Annotated in this window: 15 protein-coding genes; 8 read left to right on the top strand and 7 right to left on the bottom strand. The window is 69.9% G+C overall.

Translation table 11 applies throughout. The annotated features are described in order from the left end of the window. Positions 1-17: 17 nt before the first annotated feature. The 5 genes from FDP22_RS14445 to FDP22_RS14425 all read left to right on the top strand — a co-directional run bounded on the left by FDP22_RS14445 (position 18) and on the right by FDP22_RS14425 (position 7,267). A complete protein-coding gene (locus FDP22_RS14445) occupies positions 18-947 on the top strand; it encodes a methyltetrahydrofolate cobalamin methyltransferase (RefSeq protein ID WP_138574748.1) in 930 nt (309 codons plus the stop codon). 494 nt (positions 948-1,441) lie between these two features. Further along, positions 1,442-3,475: an ASKHA domain-containing protein gene (locus tag FDP22_RS14440; RefSeq protein ID WP_138574746.1), complete on the top strand. Its 2,034-nt coding sequence runs from the start codon at positions 1,442-1,444 to the stop codon at positions 3,473-3,475. A gap of 557 nt (positions 3,476-4,032) precedes the next feature. Beyond that, the gene (locus FDP22_RS14435; RefSeq protein WP_138574744.1) at positions 4,033-5,106 is read left to right on the top strand and encodes a cation diffusion facilitator family transporter; all 1,074 of its coding nucleotides are present in this window, start codon (positions 4,033-4,035) and stop codon (positions 5,104-5,106) included. Positions 5,107-5,265: 159 nt separating this feature from the next. Then, on the top strand, positions 5,266-5,919 hold the full coding sequence (locus FDP22_RS14430; protein WP_138574742.1) for a protein-L-isoaspartate(D-aspartate) O-methyltransferase: 654 nt from the start codon (positions 5,266-5,268) through the stop codon (positions 5,917-5,919). Between the two features lie 37 nt (positions 5,920-5,956). Next, complete coding sequence (locus tag FDP22_RS14425) at positions 5,957-7,267, top strand: peptidoglycan DD-metalloendopeptidase family protein (RefSeq protein WP_138574740.1); 1,311 nt, start codon at positions 5,957-5,959, stop codon at positions 7,265-7,267. A 137-nt stretch (positions 7,268-7,404) separates the two neighbouring features. Here the strand turns inward: FDP22_RS14425 and FDP22_RS14420 are convergent, their stop codons facing one another. From FDP22_RS14420 to FDP22_RS14395, 6 genes are all read right to left on the bottom strand, one after another. Continuing rightward, positions 7,405-8,205 carry an ATP-binding protein gene (locus FDP22_RS14420; protein WP_138574825.1) on the bottom strand — a complete coding sequence of 267 codons (801 nt, stop codon included), beginning with the start codon at positions 8,203-8,205 and terminating at the stop codon, positions 7,405-7,407. A gap of 47 nt (positions 8,206-8,252) precedes the next feature. Then, complete coding sequence (gene tatC, locus FDP22_RS14415) at positions 8,253-9,098, bottom strand: twin-arginine translocase subunit TatC (RefSeq protein WP_138574738.1); 846 nt, start codon at positions 9,096-9,098, stop codon at positions 8,253-8,255. 33 nt (positions 9,099-9,131) lie between these two features. Further along, positions 9,132-9,617 carry a Sec-independent protein translocase protein TatB gene (gene tatB / locus FDP22_RS14410; protein WP_138574736.1) on the bottom strand — a complete coding sequence of 162 codons (486 nt, stop codon included), beginning with the start codon at positions 9,615-9,617 and terminating at the stop codon, positions 9,132-9,134. Between the two features lie 28 nt (positions 9,618-9,645). Continuing rightward, positions 9,646-9,852: a twin-arginine translocase TatA/TatE family subunit gene (locus tag FDP22_RS14405; RefSeq protein ID WP_138574734.1), complete on the bottom strand. Its 207-nt coding sequence runs from the start codon at positions 9,850-9,852 to the stop codon at positions 9,646-9,648. 115 nt (positions 9,853-9,967) lie between these two features. Next, the gene (locus FDP22_RS14400; protein WP_138574823.1) at positions 9,968-11,092 is read right to left on the bottom strand and encodes an ABC transporter ATP-binding protein; all 1,125 of its coding nucleotides are present in this window, start codon (positions 11,090-11,092) and stop codon (positions 9,968-9,970) included. 548 nt (positions 11,093-11,640) lie between these two features. After that, a complete protein-coding gene (locus tag FDP22_RS14395; protein ID WP_138574732.1) occupies positions 11,641-12,420 on the bottom strand; it encodes an SDR family oxidoreductase in 780 nt (259 codons plus the stop codon). A 231-nt stretch (positions 12,421-12,651) separates the two neighbouring features. Between FDP22_RS14395 and FDP22_RS14390 the strand changes: the two genes are divergently transcribed. The 3 genes from FDP22_RS14390 (at position 12,652) to FDP22_RS14380 (ending at position 16,055) form a co-directional block, all read left to right on the top strand. Then, the gene (locus FDP22_RS14390; RefSeq protein ID WP_170317709.1) at positions 12,652-13,428 is read left to right on the top strand and encodes an ATP-binding cassette domain-containing protein; all 777 of its coding nucleotides are present in this window, start codon (positions 12,652-12,654) and stop codon (positions 13,426-13,428) included. Between the two features lie 80 nt (positions 13,429-13,508). Beyond that, entirely contained in the window at positions 13,509-15,116 is a 1,608-nt protein-coding gene (locus FDP22_RS14385; RefSeq protein ID WP_138574728.1) for a peptide chain release factor 3, read from the top strand. Positions 15,117-15,287: 171 nt separating this feature from the next. Next, positions 15,288-16,055, top strand: coding sequence for a sterol desaturase family protein (locus FDP22_RS14380; RefSeq protein ID WP_138574726.1), 768 nt, complete (start codon positions 15,288-15,290; stop codon positions 16,053-16,055). Positions 16,056-16,060: 5 nt separating this feature from the next. On the opposite strand, the gene FDP22_RS14375 is transcribed toward FDP22_RS14380, so the two are convergent. Continuing rightward, positions 16,061-17,005 carry a hypothetical protein gene (locus tag FDP22_RS14375; RefSeq protein ID WP_138574724.1) on the bottom strand — a complete coding sequence of 315 codons (945 nt, stop codon included), beginning with the start codon at positions 17,003-17,005 and terminating at the stop codon, positions 16,061-16,063.

Below are 17,005 nucleotides of genomic sequence, written 5' to 3'. Positions count from 1 at the left end.
GGGCTCCGAGGAGTTTCATGACCAGAACCATTGTCGAGTCGAAGTCGAAGACCGCCATCATCGGGTTCGACCAGCCCTTTTGCGTGATCGGCGAGCGCATCAACCCCACCGGGCGCAAGGCCCTCGCCGCGCAACTCGAGGCCGGGGATTTCTCCACCGTGGAGAAGGACGCGATCGAACAGGTGGCCTGCGGCGCGACGATGCTCGATGTGAACGCGGGCGTGGTCTACAATTCCAATCCGAACCCGAACGAGACCGAACCGCCGCTGATGCGCCGGATGATCGAGCTGATCCAGGGCCTGGTCGACGTGCCCCTGTGCATCGATTCCAGTGTGCCGGGCGCGCTGGAAGCCGGGCTGGAGGCCGCCCACGGCCGGCCGCTGGTCAATTCCGTCACCGGTGAGGAGGAGCGGCTGGAGCGCGTGCTGCCGCTGATCAAGAAGTACAATGTCCCCGTCGTCGCGATCTCGAACGACGATACCGGCATCTCCGAGGACCCCGACGTGCGCTTCGCCGTGGCGAAGAAGATCGTGGAGCGCGCGGCGGATTTCGGCATCCCAGCGCATGACATCGTGGTCGACCCGCTGATGATGCCGATCGGCGCCATGGCCACCGCCGGGCTGCAGGTGTTCGCCCTGGTGCGGCGCCTGCGCGAGGAGCTGGGCGTGAACACCACCTGCGGCGCCTCCAACGTCTCCTTCGGCCTGCCGAACCGGCATGGCATCAACGCGGCCTTCCTGCCGATGGCGATCACCGCCGGCATGACCTCCGCGATCATGAACCCGGTGCGCCCGGCCGAGATGAACGCCGTGCGCGCCGCCAACCTGCTGATGAACCATGATCCACACGGCGCGGCCTGGATCCGCGCGAACCGCGCGCCCGCCGCCGAGGGCACGCCCGAGGGCGAGGGCGGCAGCCGCCGCCGCACGGGCCGCCGCCGGGGCTGAACCCCCGCGTCCCGCGTGGCGGAGGCCCGGGCCCGCACGCCTCCCGTGCGCCGCCGGCGATGAGGCATTGCCCGGACGCGCGGGAATGCCCCGCCGGAGCCGGTCCCAGGCGCGGATGCTTCAGGTCCGCAGGGTCCGGGCCGGCCGCGCTCCCCGTCCGGGGACACCGCACTCGGGCCGGATGCCGCCCGGGGCGTGCGGTACCCGCGCCGGGAGCCGTGCCGCGCCCGTGTCACCGCCGGCCGGGGATCGTGCCGTGCGCGTGCCAGCGGGGCCGATGACGGCGCCGGGTGCCCGGGCCGGTGCCTGCCTTGCGCCGGAGCCTTTCCGGCGCCGGGTGCCCGCTTCCTCCCGCCCGGTGCGCCGGGCCCTTGCCCGATCGGCGTCCGGCGCACACCATTGTGCCGGAGCCCTGCCCGCCCCGCGCCGAAGGCGCACAGATACCCCCGGGCGCCCGCCTGCCCGCCCGGGTCCCCAGCCGCAGGAGTGACACCATGAGCCCGATCGACCCGCTCGTCATCTTCACCCCCTCGGGAAAGCGCGGCCGCTTCCCGGCCGGCACGCCGGTGCTGACGGCGGCGCGCCAGCTCGGGGTGGATCTCGACTCGGTGTGCGGCGGCCGCGGCATCTGCTCCAAGTGCCAGGTGAGCCCCGGCGTGGGCGCCTTCTCCAAGCATGGCGTCACCGTCTCGGCCGATGCGCTGAGCCCGTGGAACGCGGTGGAGGAACGCTACCGCTCCAAGCGCGGGCTGGCGGAGGGCCGCCGCCTCGGCTGCCAGGCACGCATCGAGGGCGACGTGGTCATCGACGTGCCGCCCGAAAGCCAGGTCCACCGCCAGGTGGTGCGCAAGCGCGCCGAGGCCCGGGAGATCACCCTCGACCCCGCCACCCGCCTCCATTACGTGGAGGTGGAGCAGCCGGACATGCATGAGCCTTCCGGCGACTTCGAGCGCCTCGCGGCGGCGCTGGAGGCGCAGTGGGGCGTGGCCGGGCTGACGGCGGGGCTCGACATCCTCGCCGGCCTGCAGGCGGCGCTGCGCAAGGGCGGCTGGAAGGTGACCTGCGCGGTGCATGCCGCGGGCGGGGCGCCGGAGCTGGTGAGCCTCTGGCCCGGGTTCCACGAGGGTTCGGTGTTCGGGCTGGCCATCGACCTCGGCTCCACCACCATCGCGGCCCATCTGTGCGACCTGCAGTCGGGCGAGGTGCGCGCCTCCTCCGGCCTGATGAACCCGCAGATCCGCTTCGGCGAGGACCTGATGAGCCGGGTCTCCTACGCCATGATGAACCCCGGCGGCGCGGTGGAGATGACCCGCGCCGTGCGCGAGGCGCTGGGCACCCTCACCGCGCAGATCGCGGCGGAGGCGGGCATCGACCCCGCGCTCATCCTGGAGGCCGTCGTGGTCTGCAACCCGGTGATGCACCACCTCGTGCTGGGGCTGGACCCGGTGGAGCTGGGCCAGGCGCCCTTCGCGCTCACCGTCTCCGGGGCGCTGAACCTGTCGGCGGCGGACATCGGCCTGCCGCTCGCCCCCGCCGCGAAGCTCTACGTGCTGCCCTGCATCGCCGGGCACGTGGGCGCGGATGCCGCCGCCGTGGCGCTCTCCGAGGCGCCGAACCGCTCCGAGGAGCTGATGCTGGTGGTCGACGTGGGCACCAATGCGGAGATCCTGCTGGGCAACCGGGAGCGCGTGCTCGCCTGTTCCTCGCCCACCGGGCCGGCCTTCGAGGGCGCGCAGATCTCCTCCGGCCAGCGCGCAGCACCCGGCGCCATCGAGCGGGTGGAGATCGACCCGGCCACGAAGGAACCGCGCTTCCGCGTCATCGGCTCGGAGCTCTGGTCCGATGCGCCGGGCTTCGCGGAGGCTGTCGCGGCCACCGGCATCACCGGCATCTGCGGGTCCGGCATCATCGAGGCCATCGCGGAGATGCGCATGGCCGGGCTGGTGGACGCGGGCGGGCTCATCGGCTCGGCCGGGCAGGCCGGCACCGCGCGTCTGGTGCCCGAGGGCCGCACCCATGCCTATGTCCTGCACGATGGCCGGGAGACGGGCGGCCCGTTCATCACCGTCACCCAGGGCGACGTGCGCGCCATCCAGCTGGCGAAATCCGCGCTCTATGCCGGTGCGCGGCTGCTGATGGACCAGATGGGCGTCGACACGGTGGACCGCGTGGTGCTGGCGGGCGCCTTCGGCGCGCATATCTCGCCGCGCCACGCCATGGTGCTGGGGATGATCCCGGATTGCCCGCTCGACAAGGTCTCCAGCGCCGGAAACGCCGCGGGAACCGGCGCGCGCATCGCGCTGCTGAACGTGGCGGCCCGGCGCGAGGTGGAGGCGCTGGTGCGCACCATCGTGAAGGTGGAGACCGCGGTGGAGCCGCGCTTCCAGGAGCATTTCGTGAACGCGAACGCGATTCCGCATGCGACGGACCCGTTCCCCAATCTCGCGGCCGTCGTCACCCTGCCCGCCCCGTCCTTCAACGCCGCGCGCGGCGGTGGCGACGGCGGCAGGCGCCGCCGCCGGGGCTGACCCCTCGCCGGGCCCGCGCGCCCTGATCGGCGCCCGTGGCCGCGGTCGGGTTCCGGGGTCTCGGGAAGCTCACGCGGGCCGGGCGCTTCACATGCCCTGAGTCCTCCCCGTGCCTCAGGCGGTTCGCCCCGCTCCCGGCCAATCTCCGGCCCGGGTGATGCCGGGCTGGAACGATGGTCCGGCCATGCCCCCGGGGGACCGGGCCCGCCCGCCGGGCCGGGGTGAAACCGTCCCAGAACGGGAAGGCAGCGCCCGCGCCTGATCGCGGCCGGAGTGCGGCTGCGCCGCCACGGGGCCGGAGGGGCCGGCCGACTGCCCGCGCCAGGCGACATGCGGGTTCCTGCGACGTCCTTCCCCGGCACCTTGGGCAAAGGGTGTCCCCCGCATACCCGGACCCCCGGCAGGCTTCCGCCCGCTCCCATGGCGCGCCTCGGACCCGCGCACTCCCTCGAGGCGTCGGGCAGCGGATCGCGGAGGCGTGTGAGGCTGGCGCGGACCCCGGGTTGCACCCACATCTTCGCTGGCGCAATATGCGTGGCGTCAGGAGAGTTGCCCCGATGACCCAGGATACCCCGAACCCGCCGCATCATGACCCCGCAGCCAGGGCTTCGGCAGGCCGTGGCCCGCAGGCGCCCCAGGCGCATGGCTCCGGTCATGATCACGGCCGCCACGACGCCCCTGGCCACAGCCACGGCGGCGGGCACGCCCACAGCCACGGGCACCATCACCATATCGATCCGGATGCGGGCGACCGGCGGGTGATCCTCGCCATCGCGGTGAACGTCGCGCTCACGCTGGTGCAGATCATCGGCGGTGTGGTCTCCGGTTCGCTCGCGCTCATCGCCGACGCGATCCACAACCTCTCCGACGCGGTATCCCTCGTGATCGCGCTGGTGGCGCGGCGGGTGGCCAAGCGGCCGTCGGACGCGCAGATGACCTTCGGGTATCGCCGCGCCGAGGTGGTGGCCGCACTGGTGAACTACACCACGCTGGTGGTGATCGGGGTGTGGCTCGCGGCCGAGGCGGTGCAGCGCTTCTTCGATCCGCAGCCGGTGGAGGGCTGGACGGTGGTCTGGATCGCCGGCGTCGCGCTGGTGATCGACGTGATCACCGCCCTGCTCACCTACGCGATGGCGAAGGACAGCATGAACATCCGCGCCGCCTTCGTGCACAATGTCGCCGACGCGCTGGGCTCGGTGGCGGTGATCGTGGCGGGCACGCTGATCCTGCTCTATGGCTGGAACCTGGCGGACCCGATCATCACCCTGATGATCTCCGCCTACATCCTGTGGCACGCGGGCGTGGAAACCGGGCCGGTGATCCGCATCCTGATGCTCGGCTCGCCGCCGCAGATCGCCTCCGAGGACGTGCTGGAGACCATGTGCGCGGTAGCGGGCGTGGGCTCCGTCCACCACCTGCACCTGTGGCAGGTGGACGAGACGCGCAGCTCGGTGGACGCGCATGTGGTGATCGCCGAGGGCGCCTGGTCCGAGGCCGATGTCATCAAGGAGGCGCTGCGCGCCGCGCTCTCGGACAGGTTCGGCATCACCCATTCCACGCTGGAGCTGGAATGCAGCCGCCACGGCTGCGTGGACCCGCAGGTGATCGGCCATCGCGACGCCGCGGCCTGACCGCCCCGCGCCACGGGGCGCGGCCGCACGCCGCGCGGGCGGCCAAACGTTGCCCGTGCGCGACAGCGTCGCACGGAGTTCACCGGCGGAAATTGGCCGATTAACCTTCCGGGCCCGATGGACTAGTCTCTGGCACGACGATGGGGCGAGAGGGGCGACATGGCTGACCTGACAGTACAACGCATGCAGTTCGTCTTCGCCCTCCGCTCCGCCGGGGTGACGGACAAGGCCGTGCTCACCGCCATGGAGCAGACCCCGCGGGACGCCTTCCTCGACGGCACCTTCGTGGAGCGCGCCTACGAGGACCTGCCCCTGCCCATCGCCTGCGGGCAGACCATCAGCCAGCCCTCCGTGGTCGGGCTGATGACCCAGGCGCTGGAAGTGACCCCCCGCGCCAAGGTGCTGGAGATCGGCACCGGCTCGGGCTACCAGGCGGCGATCCTCGCGCGGCTGGCCCGGCGGGTGTATTCGGTGGAACGCCACCGCTCCCTCGCCCGCCGCGCGCGGGAGACGATCGACCGGCTCGGCATCAACAACGTCACCATCCTGATCGACGACGGCACGCGGGGCGTGGAACTGCAGGCGCCCTTCGACCGCATCCTGCTCACCGCCGCGGCGGAGGACCCGCCGGTCACGCTGGTCGACCAGCTGCGCGTGGGCGGGATCATGGTGCTTCCGGTGGGGCAATCCGACCGGATCCAGCAACTCATAAAACTCGTGAAGACACCGAACGGGCTGGAATATTCGGAGCTTGGCGATGTAAGGTTCGTCCCGCTGATCGAAGGGCTGGCCGAAGACATGACCGAGCGCTGACATGCACTTCCGCCGCCACTGACAGAAAGACGGATAAATGTTTGCAAACCATAGTAGAATTCGTTCTGTCCTGCTGACCGGCGTGGCGGCTGCCACGCTTGCCGCCTGTAGCGGCGGCGACCGGGAACAATCCCCCGCCGATGTCACCTACCAGGGCAGCCAGCCCGGATCCGCCGCCCCCGGCGCACCGGCCGGCGGCCAGCCCGATTCCCGAGGCGTGATCACCTATCCCGACTATCAGGTCGTCATCGCCCGCGACGGAGACACGCTCGAGGGGATCGCGAACCGCATCGGCATCCCGGTGGCCGGTCTCGCCTCCTACAACGGCCTGCCCACGAGCTGGCGGCCGCGGCGGGGCGACACGCTGGTGATCCCCCCCGACCAGCAGGTTCAGGCCACCCCGGCGCCGATGACCTCCTATGCCCCGGCGATCGCCGCGGTCCCGCCGCTCAGCGGCGGCAGCGCCCCGGCGGAGACGCTCTATTCCGCAGCACCGCTCACCTCCCCCGGCCCCGCGCCCGCCAGCCCCGGCAGCGCCTCGGCCTGGAGCCCGGAACTCGCGGAGAGCGCCATCGAGCGCGCGGGCACGGGCGGGGCCACCGCCGTGCCCGGCATCGGCACCGGCAGCAGCCTCGCCTCCGACGGCCAGCAGACGGCCGGCCTCCAGCCGGTGAGCCACACCGTGTCGCCGGGCGAGACGGTGTATTCGATTTCCCGGCTCTACAACGTGCCGGTGAGCGCCATCGCCGATCTCAACAACCTGGGGCGGGACTACACCGTGCGCCCGGGCCAGAGGCTCAGCATTCCGATGACGGCCACCGCGAACACCACCACGGTCAGCGCCGACAGCGTCTACGTGCCCGGCGGCCAGCCCGAGCAGATGGCAACGCCGCCGAGCGCCGCCGACCCGCTGCCCGCGCCGCTGCCCCAGGCGGTGGTGCCGGCCTCGCCGCAGCTTGACCAGTACCGCAGCAACGCGCCCACCACCGGCGTGCGCCTGTCCAGCCCGGTGAAGGGCAGCGTCTCCAAAGGCTACGCCCCCTCCGGCGCCGACCGCAATGACGGGATCGACTTCGCCGCCCCCGCCGGCAGCCCGGTGATGGCCGCGGACGACGGCGAGGTGGCGCTAATCTCGAATTCGCTGGGCGGGTTCGGCAAGATCCTGCTGATCCGCCATGCCGGCGGGCTCACCACCGTCTACGGCCGCGTCGACGACGTGCAGGTCTCCAAGGGCGATATCGTCGGCCGGGGCCAGGTGATCGGCTCCGTCGCGCCGGCGGACCAGCCCTCGCTGCATTTCGAGGTGCGTCGCGGAGCGGAAAGCGTGGATCCGGCCGGCTATCTCTGAGCCCCTGCCCGGTCGTCCCCCGGCCTGAAACGCGCGCCCCGGTGGCGCGCGTTTTGCGTTCGGATTGCGCGCTGCACGGCGCTCAGCAAAAAGCCGGCCCGAGGGCCGGCTTCTGTGTCTCGCCAGGGGACGGGGCGTCAGCCCAGGCGGATGCCGCGCCGCCCGGCAAGGTCGGTGACGAACTGCCAGGCCACACGGCCGGAGCGGCCGCCGCGGGTCTGCTGCCACTCGATGGCCTCGGCCTGCAGCTCGGCCGCGTCGATCTCGATGCCGGCGGCGCGCACATAGCCCTCGATCATCCCGAGGAACTCGCCCTGGGTGCAGGGGTGGAAGCCCAGCCACAGGCCGAAACGGTCGGAGAGCGAAACCTTCTCCTCCACCGCCTCGCCGGGGTTGATGGCCGTGGAGCGCTCGTTCTCGATCATGTCCCGCGGCATCAGGTGGCGGCGGTTCGAGGTGGCGTAGAACAGCACGTTCTCCGGCCGGCCCTCGATGCCGCCGTCCAGCACCGCCTTGAGCGACTTGTAATGCGCGTCGTCATGGCTGAACGACAGGTCGTCGCAGAACAGCAGGAAGCGCCGGTCCGCGCCGCGCAGCAGGCCCAGCAGCCGGCCTATGGAGGGAATATCGTCGCGCTGGATCTCCACCAGCACCAGCGTGCCGGGGTGGCGGCGCAGGATCTCGGCATGGGCCGCCTTCACCAGGCTGGACTTGCCCATGCCGCGCGCGCCCCAGAGCAGGGTATTGTTGGCGGCATGGCCCAGGGCGAACTGCTCCGTGTTGGCCAGAAGCGTGTCGCGCGAGCGGTCGATGCCCACCAGCAGGCCGATCTCGACCCGGTTCACCGCGGGCACGGGCTGGAGCCGGTCCGGCGCGGTGTGCCAGACATAGGCATCCGCCTCGGTGAAGCCGGGCGCCGGCGCAGGCGGCGGGGACATCCGCTCCAGCGCCTCGGCGATGCGGGTCAGCACGGCGGAGGAGCCGGTCACTTGCGGCTCTCTTCCGTGTCGTCCTCATCTTCCTCCAGCTCGTCGTCGTCGACCCAGAGACCCTCGGCGCGCAGGCGCTGCTCCTCCTTGCGCTCGATGCCGGCCACCAGCCAGATCGAGACCTCGTAGAGGAAGTAGATCGGGATCGCGAGGCCGAGCTGGCTGATCGGATCGGGCGGCGTGAGCACGGCGGCGGCGGCGGCGATGCCGACGATGGCATATTTGCGCATCCGCTTCAGGCCGGCGGAGGAGGTGAGCCCCACCCGCCCCATGAGCGTGAGCAGCACCGGAAGCTGGAAGCAGATGCCGAAGGCCAGGATGAAGGTCATCACCAGGCTGAGATACTCGTTCACCTTGCCGAGGAACTCGATCTGCGTGCCCTCCGCGTCTCCCGAACTCTGGAAGTCGAGGAAGAAGCTGATCGCCATCGGCATGATGAAGAAATAGACCAGCGAGGCGCCGGCAAGGAACAGCACCGGCGTTGCCACCAGGAACGGCAGGAACGCGCCCCGCTCGTTCTTGTAAAGCCCGGGGGCCACGAAGCGCCAGATCTGCCAGGCGATCACCGGAAAGGCGAGAAACACGCCGCCGAACAGCGCGATCTTCAGGTGAACGAAGAACTTCTCGTAAAGCTGGGTGTAGATCAGGTGCGGTTCCTGCCCGCGCGCGAGCAGTTCGTCGCGCAGCGGATGGGTCAGGAAATCGAAGATCTCACGCGCGAAGAAGGCGCAGAAAATCACGGTGATCGCCAGCCCGATGAGGGCATTGATGAGCCGGGAGCGCAGCTCGATCAGGTGCTCGATGAGCGGCGCCTTGCTGTCATCAAGGTTTTCTTCTGTCATTCTTGGGGGTCTCGCCGTGGCCCGGGCGGGCCGCTATGAAGCATTGCCGCCGGGTCCGGGGGGCTGTTGGGCAGCCGCCTCCCGTGCCGGAGGATCTGCGGGAGCCGGTGCCGCGTCCGCGAAGGTCGCGGCCGCCGGTGCGGGAGTGGCGGCCGCCGGAGGCATCGGGGCGGCCGCGGCCGGCTCCGGTTCCGGCGCGGGGTCCTGGGTGGTCTTCGCGGTGGTTGCGGCGGCAACCGGCTTCGTGGCCTTGTCGATGCCGAACTTCGCCATGCCTGCGGTGCCGCCCTTGGCGATGCGGCCGACATCCTGCACGGAGCGGGCGGCCTTGGCCACGTCCTCCATGCCGGCTTCCCGGGCTGCGTCTTCCATGCTGCGCTGGAATTCCCGCGCCATGCCCCGCGCCTTGCCGACATACTGGCCGACGGTGTGGAACATGCGCGGCAGGTCCTTGGGCCCCACCACGAGGAGTGCGAGCACTCCGATCACGAGAAGCTCGGACCAACCGATATCGAACATGCGCGTGGTCTCCCGACGGGGGTTCGGCTCAGACCTTGTCCTTCGCGGGGGTCACGTCGACCGCCTTGTCGGAGCGCTCTACCTGATGAGTCTCCTCCGGCTCCTCGGCCATGCCCTTCTTGAAGCTCTTGATGCCTTTCGCGACATCCCCCATCAGCCCGGAAATCTTGCCCCGGCCGAAGAGGAGCACCGCGAGGATCACGACGATCAGAATTTGCCAGATGCTCGGGCTCATTATGTGTTCCTTCTTGCTACGGGACGGGGGCCACCCTGTCAGGCCCATACCCGTTCCGGTCAATATCTATGGGATTTGCAGGCCGGGTTCAAACCCCAAACACGGCATGGGGCGTTCAATTTTTCGATGCTTGCGCGCCCGGGGTGGCGGCGGGGGCGGCAGCGGAGAACACGAAACACCTGTCGCGCCGCAGCGCCAGCCACAGGCTCTTGCCCGGCCGGGGCAGGAAGACCCCCGGAATCGTGGCGCGCAGCACCATGCCGCCCTGTTCCATCGCCAGTTCCACCAGGCTTTCCGAGCCCATGAAGCGGGCCCGCACCACCTGTCCGCGCGCCCAGGACCCATGCTCGGGCGTGGGTGCGGGCCCCTGGCCGGCCCGGTCGAAGTCGATGCGCAGGTGCTGGGGGCGGATGACGATGTCCACCGCCGCGCCGTCCTCCAGCCCCGGGGTGAGAAACGGGCCGAAGGGCGTCTCGGTGCGGCCTTGCGACACCCGCCCGCCGATCACGTTCACATCGGAGAAGAAGCGCGCGGCGGCGAGGTCACGCGGGGTGTTGTAGATGTTGTAGGGCGAGGCCTCCTGCACCACCCGGCCGGCGCGCATCAGCGCGATCGTGTCGGCCATGCGCATCGCCTCCTCCGGCTCATGGGTCACCAGCAGCACCGCCGCGCCCTCGTCCTTCAGGATGGCGAGGGTCTCGTCGCGGATGCCGTCGCGCAGGCGGTTGTCGAGGCCGGAGAACGGCTCGTCCATCAGCATCACCCTGGGGCGCGGGGCCAGGGCGCGGGCCAGCGCCACGCGCTGCTGCTCGCCCCCGGAGAGCTGGTGGGGAAACTTGTCGCCGAAGCACGCGAGGCCGACCCGCTCGAGCAACTCGCCCACGCGCTGCCGGCTGCGGGGGCCGCCCCGGCGCAGGCCGAAGGCCACGTTCGCGGCCACGTCGAGATGCGGGAACAGGGCGAAATCCTGGAACATGAGGCCGATGGAGCGGCGCTCCGGCGGCAGGTGGCGCTGCGCGTCGGAAATGGTGACGCCGTCAACCGCCACGGTGCCGGCGGTCTGCCGCTCCACCCCCGCCGCGATGCGCAGCGTGGTGGACTTGCCGCAGCCCGAGGGGCCGAGCAGGCAGGTCACCTGCCCCTCCTGCAGGCTGAGGCTGAGGTCGTCGACCACGGTGGCGCGGTCATAGACGCGCGTTATCGAAGCGAGGGCGAGCCTCGGGGCCGGAAGCGGCGGCAGGTCTGGCACGGGAAAGATATCCGATATGTTCCCTCAGGTTTCCCCGGGGTACCATCCGCACGCCCGCGCGACAAGATGCACCGCCCGCCCTTGCAGCACCCCCGGGACACTCACGGGCAGGCACTTTCCGCGCGCCCCCGCGAAAAGCGGGCGGGCACGTTCCGCTGGCCCGCGCGACAGGATGGACGGATGGGGACAGGCAGGGGCCGTGACGGCCGGTACCGCAGGTATGCTCCCGTTGGCCTGGACCGCGCCCGGGGATGCCCCACCCGGCCCCGGCAGGCCCGGATTGGCGAAGTGGTGCCCTCCGCTGGCCCGCGCCACCCGGTCGCCGCCGGCGCCAGGGTGTCAGGATCCGGCGTCAGGCCGCGCGATGCCAGGGCACCGGGCTCCGGTGTGGGCCGCGCCGGGCGGTGCCGGGGTGTCGGGCTTCGGCGGCAAGCCGCGCCGGGCGCTTCCGGGACGTGGGGGTCCGGTGTCAGGCCGCGCCCGGCCTCTCGGGGGCCTGTGCCCCGGCCGCACCGGGTGGCGGCGGCCGGGGGCTTTCGTCACAGCATCATGGAGTTCGCGCCGCCGTCCAGCAGAACGTTCTGGCCGATGATGAACCCGGCGTGCTGGGAGCACAGGAAGGCGCAGGTCTGGCCGAATTCCTCCGCGGTGCCGTAGCGGCCGGCGGGCACGCTCGCGGCACGCTGCGCGCGGGCTTCCTCGATGGAGATGCCGGCGGCTTCGGCCACCTTGCTGTCCAGCGCATCGGCGCGGTCGGTCGCGTGGATGCCCGGCAGCAGGTTGTTGATGCACACGCCCGAGGAGGCCACCTGCCGCGAGGTGCCCGCCACATAGCCGGTGAGCCCGGCGCGCGCGCCGTTGGACAGGCCGAGATTCGCGATCGGTGCCTTCACGGCCTGGCTGGTGATGTTCACGATGCGGCCCCAGCCGCGCTCCATCATCCCCGGCAGCACGGCCTTGATGAGCATGATCGGGGTGATCATGTTGCCCTCGACCGCCTTCAGCCAGTCCTCGCGCTCCCAGTCCGACCAGATGCCCGGGGGCGGGCCGCCGGCATTGTTGATCAGGATGTCGGGGGCCTCGCAGGCGGCGAGCACCTTGTCGCGCCCGGCTTCGGTGGTGATGTCGCAGGCAACCGTGGTGACCGGCACGTTGAAGCGCGCGCGGATGCTCTCGGCGGTCTGCGTGAGCGGGCCCTCGCTGCGCGCGTTCAGGACGAGGCCGACCCCGGCCTCCGCCAGCGCCTCCGCACAGCCGCGCCCCAGCCCCTTCGAGCCGGCACAGACAATCGCCGTCTTGCCCCTGATTCCGAGATCCATGGATCCTGTCCTTTCCGTCACGCGGCCCCGGATGGCCGCCCGGCATGTGTTTCAGAATTTCGGGTTCAGGTCGATACCCCGGGCAATTGCCCTAAATTGGTGCAAAGGGCCGTCAGGCAGGCCCGAAAGTGACCTGAATCAATGCCATCTGCCCGACGAATGCTTCAGACTGGGCAGAGGAAACCGACGAAAGCTGTCCGAATCACACCGTTCCGAGAAAGGAGCCCTGTCATGGTCCTCGCCACCGCCACGGTCCTGCCCGGCCGCCCGTTGATGCGGGTCGATCAGCTCTCCCTGCGCGGGGAGAACGTCACGCCGCTCAGGGCGGTCTGCCTGTCGCTGCGCGCCGGGGAATGCCTCTCGCTCATCGGGCCGAAGGGCGCGGGGAAGTCCGAGTTCCTCGCCCTGCTCGACCGCCGGCTGTCGGGAGACCCGGACTGGGAGCTGGAAGGCTCCATGCGGCTGGAGGGCCGCGACTTCCTGGCCGAGGGCCCTGCCCGCCCGGACCAGATCGTGCGGGTTCAGGACGCCACGGCGCGGCTGGAGGGCTCGGTGCATGACTGCATCGCCCGCGGCCTGCGCGCCGCCGGACCGGCGCGCAACGAGGCGGAGATAGACCTGGCGGTGACCGCGGCACTCACCGCATCCGGCCTCTGGCCTGAACTCACCGGCCGGTTGCAGAGCTTCGGCGCCGATCTCACCTTCGGCCAGCAGCGCCGCCTCGCCCTCGCGATGGCGCTCAGCCGCCGGCCCGACATCCTGGTGATGAGCGAACCCTTCGTGAGCGAGCCCTGGGAGGCCGACCGCATGCTCGCCGCCCTGCTGGCCCTGCGCGGCCGCCTCACCATCGTGTTCCAGAGCCGGGACCTCGCCCGCGCGCGCCGGCTGGCGGACCGCACGGCCTACATGCAGTCCGGCAAGCTGCTGGAAATCGGCGAGACCCGCCAGGTGTTCGACGCCCCGCGCAGCGCGGCCTGCGGCGCCTTCATCGCCCGCGCCTGGGGCTGAGCGCCGGCAGGCGGGCCGGGGGAAGCACCGCGCGGAGATAGGGCATTCCCTTCGGCCCCGCGCTGGCCTATATCCCGCCCATGCTGGACCGAGCCGACAACCAACCCGCCCTGCCGCCCGAGATCGGGCGCCGTCGCACCTTCGCGATCATCTCGCATCCCGATGCGGGCAAGACGACGCTGACCGAGAAGTTCCTTCTCTACGGGGGCGCCATCCAGATGGCCGGCCAGGTGCGCGCCAAGGGCGAGGCCCGGCGCACCCGCTCCGACTTCATGAAGATGGAGCAGGACCGCGGCATCTCCGTCTCCGCCTCGGCCATGTCCTTCGAGTTCGACCGCTGGTGGTTCAACCTGGTGGACACGCCGGGCCACTCCGACTTCTCGGAGGACACCTACCGCACCCTCACCGCCGTGGACGCCGCGATCATGGTGATCGACGGCGCGAAGGGCGTGGAGAGCCAGACCCGCAAGCTCTTCGAGGTCTGCCGGATGCGCGACCTGCCGATCCTCACCTTCTGCAACAAGATGGACCGCGAGAGCCGCGACACGTTCGAGATCATCGACGAGATCCAGGAGCTGCTGGCCCTCGACGTGGCGCCGGCGAGCTGGCCCATCGGCATGGGGCGCGAGTTCCTCGGCTGCTACGACATGATCAACGACCGGCTGGAGCTGATGGACCGGGCGGACCGCAACGTGAAGGCCGCCTCCATCGAGATGAAGGGGCTGGACGACCCGCTTCTGGATGAGAAGATCCCCCCGCATCTGCTTGAAAAGCTTCGTGAAGACGTGGAAATGGCGCGCGAGCTCCTGCCGCGGTTCGACGCGCAGGCCTTCCATGACGGCTCGATGACCCCGATCTGGTTCGGCTCCGCGATCAACTCCTTCGGCGTGCGCGAACTAATGGCCGGAATCGGCAATTACGGCCCGCCGCCGCAGGTGCGCCCGGCCGAGCCGCGCCAGGTTTCCGCCGATGAATCAAAGGTTTCCGGCTTCGTGTTCAAGGTTCAGGCGAACATGGACCCCAAGCACCGTGACCGCGTGGCCTTCCTGCGCCTGTGCTCGGGGCACTTCACCCGGGGCATGAAGCTGCACCATGTGCGCACGAAGAAGCCGATGGCGGTGTCCAACCCGGTGATGTTCCTCGCCTCCGAGCGCGAGATCGCCGAGGACGCCTGGGCGGGGGACATCATCGGCATCCCGAACCACGGCCAGCTGCGCATCGGCGACGCGCTCACCGAGGGCGAGGACCTGCGCTTCACCGGCATCCCCTCCTTCGCGCCGGAGCTGCTGCAATCGGTGCGCGCCGCCGACCCGATGAAGGCCAAGCATCTCGACAAGGCGCTGACCCAGTTCGCCGAGGAAGGCGCCGCGAAGCTCTTCAAGCCGATGATCGGCTCGGGCTGGATCGTCGGCGTGGTCGGCGCGCTGCAGTTCGAGGTGCTCGCGAGCCGGATCGAGCTGGAATACGGGCTGCCGGTGCGCTTCGAGCCCAGCCAGTTCACCTCCGCGCGCTGGATCGCCGGGCCGAAGGACAAGCTGGAAGCCTTCATGAAGGTGAACAAGGGCCACATGGCCGAGGATCATGACGGCGACCCGGTCTACCTCACCCGCCTGCAGTGGGACATCGACCGGGTGGAGCGCGACTTCCCGGAGCTGCGCCTCACCGCCACCAAGGAAATGCACAGCTGATGCGGCGCGGCGCGGGGTTGAACCTCGCGCCGCAATCCGTCAGTCTCCTCCCTGTCCGGCACGGGCCCGCCTCCGCAGCCAGCCATTGCACCGGACAATATGCGCCCCAACTGACATCCATAGCGGAGCCCGGCCCCCTGCCGGCCCGCAATGCAAGGAAGGGTCCTCGACATGTGGGCTGACATCGGCGTTTTCTTCGGCATCTGGGCGGCGGTCTATGTCGCCACACTCGCGCTCTACTTCGGCGAGGGCGCGTTGCTGGTGTGGATCAACAAGCGCAACCCGGACAGGCGCATCCAGCCCAAGCGGCGCGGCGAGGACCGGGCGCGCATCGAGATCATCCAGTCGGTGAAATCGCTCGTGGTCACCTGCGGTTGCCTGGCCGGCGGGCTGTGGCTGCAGTACATGGGCTGGACGATCTGGGCGCCGCTGGAGCTCACCTGGGTGAGCGCCATCGGCATGTTCCTCGTCTCCATCGTGCTCTATGACGCTTGGTTCTACTGGGGCCACCGGCTGATGCACACGAAGACGCTCTACAAGCACCACTTCTGGCATCACCGCTCCGTGGCGCCCACCGTGTGGTCGAACTATTCCGACACGCTCATGGACGCGTTCGCCATGCAGTCCTACTACCTGATCGCGCCGATCTTCGTGCCGATCCCGCCGCTGGTGCTCGTCGCGCACCGGGTGTGGGACCACATCAACGGCCAGATCGGGCATTCCGGCTTCGAGTATTTCGCCGACCGCTCCACCCGCTTCCCCTCGCCCATGGTCTGCGTCACGTTCCATGACCAGCACCACGAGCACTTCCGCTACAACTACGCGAATTTCTTCAGCTTCTGGGACCGGATCGGCGGCACGCTGCACCCGAAATACGACGAGAAGGTGGCGAGCTATTCCCAGCCCGCCCCCGCGCCGGAGAAGACCCCGGCGGAGTGAGGCGGTCAGAAGCGGATTTCCGCAATTTCCTCTGCAACCCTGCGGAGCTGACCGATACGGTCAAGTGCAGCATTGATCGTCGCAGCTTGCACCTCTGCGGGCAGCGCGGGGTCGAGGATCTCGACGGGAAGACGCAGGTGAATTTCGCCGCTAAATCGCTCCACGGCAAGATCCTCGCGCCGGCCCGGCCGTGCCAGCCATGCCTCGGCCTGAGGGCGCCATTTTCGCTCGCAGATCAGGCTCACCCAGCCGGAATAGAGCCCGTGCTTGAACCGGATGCCCTTGGGAAGACCCGGGGCCGAGATGAAATAGTCCCGCTCGCCACGGACCTGAGTTGAAAGCAGCAGGTTTGGGTGATGCTGAGAGACATAGGCGTGATAGCTGCGCTTGAGAGCCAGAAGTTCAGGGCCGGGAACCAGCCCGTCCCTTCTCTCGGCGGAGCGCGCGCGGGTCAGCTTCGCACAGGCAGCGCCGAGTATCGCCCGCCGCCAGTCAGCAGCGGGCCCATGACCCAGCCAGTCGCACATCTCTTCCAACGGGATCTTGTGCTGCCAGGGTTCGCCGCGGCCCACTCCGGAGAGATAAAATCTGGGGGCGCAAAGAACCGTCGTATAACCGGTCACCCTGCCCGCGGCGCACAGGGCCGCGCCACGCTGGTGATACCGCTCAGCCTGCCGTCCCTGCATCGGAGCGCCGATCTTGTCCTCGATCATCACGGCATGCAGTCCTGAACGTGTATGCACTACCAGGAGGACGTCTGTCTCTCCCAGCTCGGTCGAGACACTGTGAGCGGCAGTATCGAACTCGGCCCCGGCGAGGCCGAGCTTCGATGTCAGTGATGCCAGAAACGGAGGGGAGACATGGATCTGCTCGAGCAAAAGCAGGTCAATGTCACGCTCCTGAACGTTGAACGGGACCCGGTCCGGCAGGTTGACGGACAGACCGGACAC

Source organism: Paroceanicella profunda (assembly GCF_005887635.2).
In the GTDB taxonomy this organism is placed as follows: Bacteria; Pseudomonadota; Alphaproteobacteria; order Rhodobacterales; family Rhodobacteraceae; genus Paroceanicella; species Paroceanicella profunda.
Note: the sequence above shows the minus strand (reverse complement) of the source record. Positions and strands in the feature narration are given on the sequence as shown.

Coding starts and splice junctions, on each gene's coding strand:
- FDP22_RS14445 (WP_138574748.1), top strand. CDS start 18: ATGACCAGAACCATTGTCGAGTCGAAGTCGAAGACCGCCATCATCGGG.
- FDP22_RS14440 (WP_138574746.1), top strand. CDS start 1,442: ATGAGCCCGATCGACCCGCTCGTCATCTTCACCCCCTCGGGAAAGCGC.
- FDP22_RS14435 (WP_138574744.1), top strand. CDS start 4,033: ATGACCCAGGATACCCCGAACCCGCCGCATCATGACCCCGCAGCCAGG.
- FDP22_RS14430 (WP_138574742.1), top strand. CDS start 5,266: ATGGCTGACCTGACAGTACAACGCATGCAGTTCGTCTTCGCCCTCCGC.
- FDP22_RS14425 (WP_138574740.1), top strand. CDS start 5,957: ATGTTTGCAAACCATAGTAGAATTCGTTCTGTCCTGCTGACCGGCGTG.
- FDP22_RS14420 (WP_138574825.1), bottom strand. CDS start 8,205: ATGTCCCCGCCGCCTGCGCCGGCGCCCGGCTTCACCGAGGCGGATGCC.
- tatC (WP_138574738.1), bottom strand. CDS start 9,098: ATGACAGAAGAAAACCTTGATGACAGCAAGGCGCCGCTCATCGAGCAC.
- tatB (WP_138574736.1), bottom strand. CDS start 9,617: ATGTTCGATATCGGTTGGTCCGAGCTTCTCGTGATCGGAGTGCTCGCA.
- FDP22_RS14405 (WP_138574734.1), bottom strand. CDS start 9,852: ATGAGCCCGAGCATCTGGCAAATTCTGATCGTCGTGATCCTCGCGGTG.
- FDP22_RS14395 (WP_138574732.1), bottom strand. CDS start 12,420: ATGGATCTCGGAATCAGGGGCAAGACGGCGATTGTCTGTGCCGGCTCG.
- FDP22_RS14390 (WP_170317709.1), top strand. CDS start 12,652: ATGGTCCTCGCCACCGCCACGGTCCTGCCCGGCCGCCCGTTGATGCGG.
- FDP22_RS14385 (WP_138574728.1), top strand. CDS start 13,509: ATGCTGGACCGAGCCGACAACCAACCCGCCCTGCCGCCCGAGATCGGG.
- FDP22_RS14380 (WP_138574726.1), top strand. CDS start 15,288: ATGTGGGCTGACATCGGCGTTTTCTTCGGCATCTGGGCGGCGGTCTAT.